The organism is Streptomyces sp. NPDC046977 (assembly GCF_040644455.1).
Taxonomy (GTDB): Bacteria; Actinomycetota; Actinomycetes; order Streptomycetales; family Streptomycetaceae; genus Actinacidiphila.
The window spans coordinates 90509-101704 of record NZ_JBEYWO010000015.1; the positions used below are offsets into that span (position 1 = coordinate 90509).

1 protein-coding gene is annotated in these 11196 nt (G+C 74.2%); it reads left to right on the plus strand.

The window, feature by feature from the left end; translation table 11 throughout:
* Positions 1–21: 21 nt before the first annotated feature.
* Positions 22–11193: a type I polyketide synthase gene (locus ABZ883_RS22770; protein WP_360908786.1), complete on the plus strand. Its 11172-nt coding sequence runs from the start codon at positions 22–24 to the stop codon at positions 11191–11193.
* The last annotated feature ends 3 nt before the right edge of the window (positions 11194–11196 follow it).

The following is an 11196-nucleotide window of genomic DNA, read 5'->3' on the forward strand; positions in this document are numbered from 1 at the left end:
TCCCCAGGGGGTGACGTTCCGGTGACCAGCGCGAACGAAGAGAAGCTTCTCGAAAACCTGAAGTGGATGACGGCAGAGCTGCGCCGGTCCCGCCGCCGTGTCCAGGAGATCGAGGCCGACGCCGCCGAGCCCATTGCCATCGTGGCGATGAGCTGCCGCTTCCCCGGCGGGGTCAGGTCGCCGGAAGACCTGTGGCGACTGGTCGACGAGGGCGGCGACGCCATCTCCGGATTCCCCGCCGACCGCGGCTGGGACGTCGAATCCCTCACCGATTCCGATCCCGACCGCAAGGGTGCCTTCTACAACACCGGCGGTGGATTCCTCGACGACGCGACGCTCTTCGACCCCGCGTTCTTCGGGATCTCGCCGCGCGAGGCGCTGGCGATGGACCCGCAGCAGCGCCAGCTGCTGGAGACCACCTGGGAGGCGTTCGAGCGGGCCGGCATCGACCCCTCGACCGTGCGCGGCAGCCGTACCGGCGTTTACGTGGGCGCGAGCGCGATGGGATACGGGGCCGACCTCAGGGAGGTCCCGGAGGAGCTGGAAGGGCTGCTGCTGACCGGCGGCGCCACCAGCGTCCTGTCCGGCCGTGTCAGTTACGTCTTCGGGCTCGAGGGCCCGGCCGCCACCGTCGACACCGCGTGCTCGTCCTCCCTCGTCGCCCTGCACCTCGCGACCCAGGCGCTGCGCCAGCGCGAGTGCTCGCTCGCCCTGGTCTGCGGCGTGTGCGTGATGCCCAACACCGACGTGTTCGTCGAGTTCAGCCGTCAGCGCGGCCTGGCCCCCGACGGGCGCTGCAAGTCCTTCGCCGCCTCCGCCGACGGCACCGGATGGTCCGAGGGCGTCGGCGTGCTGCTCGTCGAGCGACTGTCCGACGCACGGCGCAACGGCCACCCGGTCCTGGCGGTGGTGCGCGGCTCGGCCGTCAACCAGGACGGCGCCAGCAACGGGCTCACCGCCCCCAACGGGCCCTCGCAGCAGCGCGTCATCCGCCAGGCCCTGGAGAACGCACAGCTCTCCGCCGCCGAGGTCGACGTCGTCGAGGCCCACGGGACGGGCACCCGCCTCGGGGACCCGATCGAGGCGGAGGCCCTGCTGGCCACCTACGGCCAGGACCGCCCCGAGGGCCACCCGCTGCGCCTCGGTTCGCTGAAGTCCAACGTCGGCCACACCCAGGCGGCCGCCGGCGTCGCGGGCGTCATCAAGATGGTCATGGCGATGCGGCACGGCGTGCTGCCGCAGACCCTGCACGTCGACGAGCCCACCCCCGACGTCGACTGGTCGGCCGGCGACGTCGCCCTGCTCACCGAGCGGATGCCCTGGCCCGGGACGGGCGGACCGCGCCGCGCCGCCGTGTCGGCCTTCGGCGTCAGCGGCACCAACGCCCACACGATCATCGAGCAGGCCCCGGAGCCGGAGGAGGCCCCGGAGGCGGAGCCCGCCCCACCGGCGCGCGTGGTGCCGTGGCTGCTGTCGGCGAAGGGGCAGGAGGCTCTGCGCGACCAGGCCCGCCGCCTGTCCGCGTACGTGGGCGAGCACACCGGGCTGCGCGCGGTGGACGTCGCCCACTCGCTGGCGCAGGGACGTGCCGCGTTCGCGGACCGTGCGGTGGTCGTGGCCGGGGACCGCGCGGGCCTGCTGGCCGCGCTGAACGCGCTCGCCGACGGCGACCCGGCCGCCGGTGTGGTGACGGGGTCGCCGGCCGAGGGCAAGGTGGCGTTCCTGTTCACGGGGCAGGGGAGCCAGCGGCTGGGGATGGGGCGGGAGCTGTACGACGCCTGTCCGGTGTTCGCGGAGGCGCTGGACGCGGTGCGTGAGCGGCTGGGTCTGGATGTGCTGTTCGGGGACGACGCTGAGGCGTTGGACCGGACGGAGTTCGCACAGCCGGCGTTGTTCGCGATTGAGGTGGCGCTGTTCCGGCTGCTGGAGTCCTGGGGTGTGCGGCCGGACTTCGTGTCCGGGCATTCGGTGGGTGAGATCGCTGCCGCGCACGTAGCCGGGGTGCTGTCGCTTGAGGATGCGTGCACGCTGGTCGAGGCTCGTGGGCGGTTGATGCAGGCGCTGCCGGGTGGCGGTGTGATGATCGCGGTGCAGGCGTCGGAGGACGAGGTTCTGCCGCTGCTGAACGACCGCGTGAGTATCGCCGCGGTCAACGGGCCGCAGGCGGTGGTGATCGCGGGTGATGAGGATGTCGCGGTCGCGATCGTAGAGGCGTTCCCGGACCGGAAGTCGAAGCGCCTGACGGTCAGTCATGCGTTCCACTCGCCGCACATGGACGGCATGCTGGACGCGTTCCGCGAGGTCGTGTCCGGGCTGTCGTTCGAGGCCCCGCGCATCCCGGTCGTCTCGAACCTGACCGGTGCCGTGGTCACGGACGAGATGACCTCGCCCGACTTCTGGGTGCGCCACGTCCGCGACGCCGTGCGCTTCCTCGATGGCGTCCGCGCCCTGGAGGCCGCGGGCGTCACCACGTACGTCGAACTCGGCCCGGACGGCGTGCTGTCGGCCATGGCCCAGGAGTGCCTGACCGGCGAGGGCGCCGCCTTCGTCCCCGTCCTGCGCAGGGACCGTCCCGAGGCCGAGACCGTCACCTCCGCGCTCGCCCGTGCCCACGTCCGCGGGGTGCCGGTGGACTGGGCGGGGTACTTCGCCGGGACCGGTGCCCAGCGCGTCGACCTGCCCACCTACGCCTTCCGGCGGCAGCGCTACTGGATCGAGCCGCCGGTCCCGGGCGTCGGGGACGTGCGTGCCGCCGGGCTGGAAGCCGTCGATCACCCCCTGCTGGGCGCGACCGTCGCCCTCGCCGACGGTGAGGGGTTCCTGCTCACCGGCCGGCTCTCCCTGGACACGCACCCCTGGCTCGCGGACCACACCGTCTGGGGCTCCGTGATCCTGCCCGGCGCGGCCGTCGTGGAACTGGCCGTACGCGCCGGTGACCAGGTCGGCTGCGACGTGCTGGAGGAGCTCACCCTCCAGGCCCCGCTGGTGCTGCCCGAGCGGGGCGGCGTGCAGGTGCAGATCCACGTGGGCGCGCCTGACGCGGACGGCATGGGCCGGCGCACGTTCACGCTCGCGTCCCGCGTCCAGGGCGGCGCCGGCGACGAGCCGTGGGTGCGGCACGCCGAGGGCGTCCTCGGGCGGGGCGCCGCGCGCCCGGACTTCGAGTTCACCCAGTGGCCCCCGGCGGGGGCCGAACCCGCCGAGTCGGACGACCTGTACGACGTGCTGGCCGGGCTCGGCATGGGCTACGGGCCGGTGTTCCGCGGTCTGACGGCCGCGTGGCGGCGCGGGGAGAGCGTCTACGTCGACGTCGCGCTGCCCGAGGGGTCCGCCCCGGCCGCGCGGGACTTCGGCCTGCACCCGGCTCTGCTGGACGCCTGTCTGCACGCGCTGGCGCTGGGCGGGCTCGGCGGCACCGTGGGCGTGGGACGCCTGCCGTTCTCCTGGACCGGGGTCACCCTGCACGCCGCCGGCGCCGAGGCGCTGCGCGTCCACGTCGCGCGCACGGGCGCGGACGGCATACGCCTGGAGATCGCCGACACCTCCGGCGCACCTGTCGCCACCGTGGACGCCCTCGCTCTGCGCACCGTCTCGGCGGAACAGGTACGCGTCGCCGAAGCAGCGCACCTGGAGTCGCTGTTCGGCGTGGAATGGGCGCCGGTGACCGTTGCGCGCGGTGAGGGCGCGCAGGGACGGCGCTGGGCCGTGCTGGGCCGGGACGAACTCGGTCTGGCTTCCACGGGTGCGGAGGTGGTGGAGTACGCCGGCCTTGCCGCGCTCCGCGAGGCGTTGACGGCGGGGGAGCCGAGCTTCGACTCCGTCTTCGTCCACCTGCCGGCGACGGGTCACGACGGTGTGGCCGACAGAGTGCATGAGGCTGTGCGGGGTGCGCTGGCGACCGTGCAGGAGTGGCTCGCGGACGAGCGCTTCGCGGACACGCGGCTGGTGTGGCTGACGTCGGGTGCCGTGACGACGGTGCCCGGTGGCGCGGTGACGGATCTCGCGGGCGGCGCGGTGCGGGGACTTCTGCGCTCGGCGCAGTCGGAGCACCCCGACAGCTTCGTGATGGTCGACCTCGACGGCGACCCCGCCTCGGCGCAGGCGCTTGCGGCCGCCCTGGCCAGTGGCGAGCCGCAACTCGCCATTCGGCGCGGCATGGTCCAGGCACCCCGGCTGGCCCGGGTCCCCGCCACGACGGCGCTGACACCGCCGGCGGACACCGGCGCCTGGCGCATGGACATCCGGGACAGGGGTACGGTCGACAACCTCGTGCTCGTCCCGAGTCCGGAGTCCGAGGCGCCGCTGGCGCCGGGTGAGGTGCGGGTCGCCGTCCGAGCGGCCGGTCTGAACTTCCGTGACGTCCTGAACGCTCTCGGCATGTACCCGGGTGATGCGGGCCTGATGGGCGTTGAGGGTGCGGGCCTGGTCGTGGAGACCGGTCCGGGTGTCACCGATCTCGCCCCCGGTGACCGTGTGATGGGCATGCTGCCGGGTGCGTTCGGGCCGCTGGCCGTCGTCGACCGGCGCATGGTCGCGCCGATGCCGGACGGTTGGACCTTCGCCGAGGCGGCGTCGGTGCCGATCGTCTTCATGACGGCGTACTACGCGCTCCACGACCTCGCCGGTTTGCGCGGCGGTGAGTCCGTCCTCATCCAGGCGGCGGCGGGTGGCGTCGGTATGGCCGCCGTCCAGCTGGCCCGTCACTGGGGCGCTGACGTCTACGCCACCGCCAGCCCCGGCAAGTGGGACACCCTGCGCGGACTCGGCCTGGCCGACGACCGCATTGCCTCCTCCCGCACCCTCGACTTCGAGGACGCCTTCCGTACCGCCACCGGCGGCCGGGGTGTCGACGTCGTCCTGGATTCCCTGGCGCGGGAGTTCGTGGATGCTTCGCTGCGGCTGCTGCCGCGCGGCGGGCACTTCGTGGAGATGGGCAAGACCGACGTCCGCTCGCCCGAGGACGTCGCCGCCGCCCACCCCGGCGTCACCTACCAGGCCTTCGACCTGACCGAGGCCGGCCTCGACCGCATCCAGGAGATGCTCACCGAGCTGCTGGCTCTGTTCCGGTCCGGTGCCCTGCACCTGCTCCCGGTCTCGGCGTGGGACCTGCGCCAGGCGCCCGAGGCGTTCCGTCATCTGAGCCAGGCACGCCATGTGGGGAAGATCGTGCTCACGGTTCCCCGTGACTGGGACCCGGACGGCACCGTCCTCATCACCGGCGGAACGGGTGCCCTCGGTGGTCTGGTCGCCCGGCACGCCGTCACCGCGCGCGGCGCCCGCCACCTGCTGCTGACCAGCCGCCGTGGCGAGTCCGCCGCCGGAGCCCGCGAACTCGCCGATGAACTGCGCGAGCTGGGCGCCGAGGTCACTGTCGCCGCGTGCGACACCGCGGACCGCGACGCGCTGGCCGCGCTGCTCGACTCCGTACCGGCCGAGCACCCCCTGACCGCCGTCGTGCACACCGCGGGCGTCCTCGACGACGGCGTCATCGACTCCCTCACCCCGCAGCGGCTCGAGAGGGTCCTGCGTCCGAAGGTCGACGCGGCGCTCCACCTGCACGAGCTCACCCGCCGGCTCGACCTCGCCGACTTCGTCGTCTTCTCGGCGATCGCCGCGGCCCTCGGGGCGCCCGGGCAGGCGAACTACGCCGCCGCCAACGCGTTCCTGGAAGGCCTCGCGGAGCAGCGGCGAGCCCAGGGACTCGCGGCCACCGCCCTCGCCTGGGGCCTGTGGGCCCCGCAGGTGGGCGGCATGGCGACGAACCTGGACGAGGGCGATCTCCAGCGCATGGCCAGAGACGGCGTGGGCGCCCTCTCCAGCCAGGACGGCCTTGCCCTCTTCGACACCGCGCTGTCCGTCGGCGCGGCCGTTCTCCTGCCGATGAAGCTCGATCTCGCGGTCCTGCGCGGTCAGGCCCAGGCAGGTGCCCTGGCGCCGCTGCTGCGCGGTCTCGTGGGTGCCCCCACGCGCCGGGCCGCGGCCTCCGCTGGTGGCGGCGGAGGGGAGGACGGGCTGCGGGCGCGTCTGGCGGGGCTCGCACCGGCCGAACGCGACCGTGCCCTGGTGGAGCTGGTCCGCAAGCAGGTCGCCGTCGCGCTCGGCTACCCGGGTCCGGCCTCCGTCGAGCCGGGACGCTCCTTCAAGGAACTGGGCTTCGACTCGCTGACCGCCGTCGAGCTGCGCAACCTGCTCGGTGCCGCGACCGGCCGGCGCCTGCCGGCCACCCTCGTCTTCGACTACCCGACCGCCACCGCGCTCGCCGGCTACTTGCGCGAGGAACTCGTCGGCGATGTCACGGACGGGAACGCGGACCGGGCCGCGACCGCCCTTGTGCCGACCGGATCGCGAACGGTCGGCGCGGACGACGATCCCATCGCGATCGTGGCCATGAGCTGCCGCTACCCCGGCGGCGTCCGCAGCCCCGAGGACCTGTGGCGGCTCGTCGAGGGCGGCGGCGACGCGATCTCCGGCCTTCCCGCCAACCGCGGTTGGGACACCGACGGACTCCTCGCCACCGCCGACGCGCCGACCTTCCAGGGCGGCTTCCTCTACGACGCCGACACCTTCGACGCCGACTTCTTCGGGATCTCCCCGCGCGAGGCGCTGGCCATGGATCCGCAGCAGCGGCTCCTCCTGGAGACCGCCTGGGAGACGATCGAACGCGCGGGCATCGATCCGGTCTCCCTGCGCGGCAGCCGCGCCGGCGTCTTCGTCGGAGCCGCCTACACCGGATACGACTCACAGCTCGAGCAGTTGGGCACCGACGCGGTCCTCGGCCACGTGATGACGGGCAACGCGGGCAGCGTGATGTCCGGTCGCGTCTCGTACGCGCTGGGGCTGGAAGGCCCGGCGGTCACCGTCGACACGGCGTGCTCGTCGTCGCTGGTGGCGCTGCACTGGGCGGTGCAGGCACTGCGGCAGGGCGAGTGCTCCATGGCACTGGCCGGCGGTGTGACGGTCATGTCCACCCCCACCACCTTCAGCGAGTTCAGCCTCCAGGGCGGCCTCTCGCCCGACGGCCGCTGCAAGGCGTTCGCCGCGGCGGCCGACGGCACGGGGTGGAGCGAGGGCGTGGGCATGCTGCTGGTGGAGCGGCTGTCGGACGCGCGGCGCCACGGGCACCCGGTGCTGGCGCTGGTACGCGGTTCCGCCGTGAACCAGGACGGCGCGAGCAACGGCCTGACGGCACCGAACGGCCCGTCGCAGCAGCGCGTCATCCGCCAGGCCCTGGCGAGCGCCGGGCTGGCGGCTTCCGACGTGGACGCGGTGGAGGCGCACGGCACCGGCACCCGGCTCGGGGACCCGATCGAGGCGCAGGCGCTGCTCGCGACGTACGGCCAGGACCGCTCGCCGGAGCAGCCGCTGATGCTCGGCTCCATCAAGTCCAACCTCGGGCACACGCAGGCCGCGGCCGGTGTCGCGGGCATCATCAAGATGGTCATGGCGATGCGGCACGGCGCGCTGCCGCGCACGCTCCACGTGGACGAGCCGACCCCGCACGTCGACTGGTCGAGGGGGGACGTCGCCCTGCTCACCGAGCAGCGGGAGTGGCCCGAGACGGGCCGTCCGCGCCGGGCAGGCATCTCGTCGTTCGGCATCAGCGGCACCAACGCCCACACCATCATCGAGCAGGCCCCGGGCGACGTCGCGGAGGCCTCCGATGCACCCGCACAGGCGCCCGGCGTACTGCCGTACGTCCTGTCGGCCAGGACCCCCGAGGCCCTGCGCGACCAGGCCCGACGCCTGCTGCCGGTGGTCGAGTCCGGCGTCGCGCCCCTCGCGGACCTGGCCCAGTCGCTGGCGACCACCCGGGCGTCCCTCGACGACCGGGCCGCGATCGTCTCCGGCGACGCCGACGGGCTGAAGGACGCCCTCGTGGCGCTCGCCGAGGGGCGGCCGGCCCCCGGCCTCGTCCAGGCGACGGTCACCGCCGGCCCGCTTGCGTTCCTGTTCACGGGGCAGGGGAGTCAGCGGCTGGGGATGGGGCGTGAGCTGTACGCGGCCTATCCGGTGTTCGCGGAGGCGCTGGACGCCGTGCGCGAACGGCTCGGGCTGGATGTGCTGTTCGGGGACGACGCGGAGGCGTTGGACCGTACGGAGTTCGCGCAGCCGGCGTTGTTCGCGGTGGAGGTGGCGCTGTTCCGGCTGCTGGAGTCGTGGGGTGTGCGTCCGGACTTCGTGTCGGGGCATTCGGTGGGTGAGATCGCGGCCGCGCATGTGGCGGGGGTGTTGTCGCTTGAGGACGCCTGCACGCTGGTCGAGGCTCGTGGGCGGTTGATGCAGGCGCTGCCCGGTGGTGGCGTGATGATCGCGCTGGAGGCGTCGGAGGACGAGGTTCTGCCGCTGCTGAGCGAGCGGGTGAGCATCGCGGCGGTCAACGGTCCGCGGGCGGTGGTCGTCGCGGGTGACGAGGATGCCGCGGTCGCCATCGCGGGGTCCTTCGAGGGCCGGAAGTCCAAGCGGCTGACGGTCAGTCACGCGTTCCATTCCCCGCACATGGATGGCATGTTGGCGGACTTCCGGAAGGTCGCCGAGGGCCTGTCCTACACCGCGCCCCGTATTCCGCTGGTGTCCAACCTGACCGGCGGTCTGGTCACGGACGAGGTGACGTCGCCCGATTTCTGGGTGCGGCATGTGCGGGAGGCCGTCCGCTTCCTGGACGGTGTCCGCGCGCTGGAGGCCGCGGGCGTCACTACCTACCTGGAGCTCGGCCCGGACGGTGTGCTCTCCGCCATGGCCCAGGACTGCGTGACCGGGGAAGGCGCCGCCTTCGTTCCCGTCCTGCGCAAGGGCCGTCCCGAGCCGGAGACGGCCGTGACCGCCCTCGCCCGGGCCCACACCCGTGGCGTCACGGTCGACTGGGCGCGGTTCTTCGCCGGGACCGGCGCCCGCCGCCGCGTCGACCTGCCCACCTACGCCTTCCAGGGGCTGCGCTACTGGCCCGAGCCCGCCGCCCTGCGCCCCGCGGCCAACGGCACAGGTGACGCGGTGGACGCCCGCTTCTGGGAAGTGGTCGAGAACGCCGATCCCCAGGGCATCGCCGACGAGTTGGGCATCGACGCCGACCAGCCGCTGAGCGCCCTGCTGCCCGCCCTCTCGCTCTGGCGCCGCGATCAGCAGGCGCGTACCCAGGTGGACGCCCGCCGCTACCGCGTCGCTTGGCATCCGTGGTCGAACGGCCACGGCGACGGCACCCCCACCGGTGTCTGGCTGGTGGCCCTCCCGGCCGCCCACGCCGACGACCCGTGGGTGGGTGCCGTGACGGCGCGCATCGAGGCCGGCGGTGCCCACGTCGTGCCCGTCGTGCTCGACTCCGCCGACGCCGACCCGGACACAATCGCCGTTCGCCTGCGCGGACATGGTGCCGTCGCCGGTGTCCTGTCCCTTCTCGCACTGGACGAGCGACCCCATCCGGAGCACTCCGGAGTCCCTGTCGGCCTCGCGCTGACCTCCGCGCTCGCCGAGGTGCTGACGGGCGGCGCCTCCGGGGTCGACGGGCCGCTGTGGTGTGTGACCCGCGAGGCCGTCGCGGCCGTCGCCGCGGACGGGCTGACCGGCGCCGCCCAGGCCCACGTCTGGGGCCTGGGCCGGGTCGTCGCCCTGGAGCACCCCGACCGCTGGGGCGGGCTCGTCGACCTGCCCGCCGACTGCGACGAGCGGGCGCTGAACCGTCTGGCCGCGCTGCTCGCCGGAGCGGGCGACGAGGACCAGCTCGCCGTCCGCGCATCCGGCACCTTCGTACGCCGCCTGGAGCACGCCGCTTCCCAGGGACCGGCCGCCGGGACCTGGACCCCGCGCGGCACCGTGCTCGTCACCGGCGGCACGGGCGCGCTCGGCCGCCACACGGCCCGGTGGCTCGCCCAGCACGGCGCGCAGCGGCTCGTCCTCGTCAGCCGCAAGGGAGCCGACGCGCCCGGCGCCGCGGAGCTCGAGAAGGAACTGTCCGGGCTCGGCGCCGAAGTGACGCTCGCCACCTGCGACGTCGCCGACCGGTCCGCGCTCGCTGCACTCGTCGACCGGCTGGCCGCGGACGGAACCCCGGTACGCGCCGTCGTGCACGCCGCCGGAGTCTCCCAGCCCCCCGGGGCGCACACCGATCTGCCCGGCCTCTCCCACGTCGTGGCCGCCAAGACCGCCGGAGCCGTGAACCTCGACGCGCTCTTCAGGACGCCGGACTCCCTCGACGCCTTCGTGCTCTTCTCGTCCATCGCCGGTGTCTGGGGCAGCGGCGGACAGGGCGCCTACGCTGCCGCCAACGCCTTCCTCGACGCGCTCGCCGAGCGCCGCAGGGCCCAGGGCCTGCCCGCGACCGCCGTCGCCTGGGGCCCGTGGGCCGACGGCGGCATGGCGGCCGAGGGCGACGCGGAGGAGCAGCTGCGTCGCCGCGGCCTGCCGCCCATGGCCCCGGCCGACAACCTGCTGGCGCTGGAACGCGCCGTCGCCGGCAACGAGGCGGCCGTGACCGTCGCCGAGGTGGACTGGGCGCGCTTCGCACCCGTCTTCACCGCGGCCCGGCCCCGCCCCCTCGTCGCCGACCTCCCCGAGGTCCGGGACGCGCTGCGCGCCGACCCGCCGGCCGCCGCGGACGGCACCGACGACCCGTCCTCCGCGACGCTCCGGCGCCTCGCCGAACTCGCCGGCGACGACCGGCAGGCGGCCCTGCTGGACCTCGTGCGCGAGCACGCCGCCGCAGCCCTCGGACACGCCTCCGCCGACGCGGTCGCCGCCGAACGTGCCTTCAAGGACCTCGGCTTCGACTCCCTGACCGCCGTCGAACTGCGCAACCGCCTGGGCGCCGCGTGCGGGCTGCGGCTGCCCTCCAGCCTCGTGTTCGACTACCCCAACCCCCGCGCCCTCACCGGGCACCTGCTGCACAGCCTCTTCCCCGAGGCCGCCGGCACCACGACCACCCACCCCGTGGACACCGACCCGCAGGACGCCGAACTGCGCCGGACGCTGGCCACCATCCCGCTGGGCCGGATCCGCGAGGCCGGGCTGCTGGACACACTGCTGCGGCTGGCCGCCCCGGACGACGCACCCGCCGGCGCGGCGGACACCGCCGACCCCGCGGACGCCGCGGACTCCATCGACGCGATGGACCTCCAAGCCCTCCTCGACCTGGCACTCGACGGCCACGGCGACCCCGACGGGTCCCACGGCGGCGCCACCGACGACGACAGCAACCGATCCTGACGT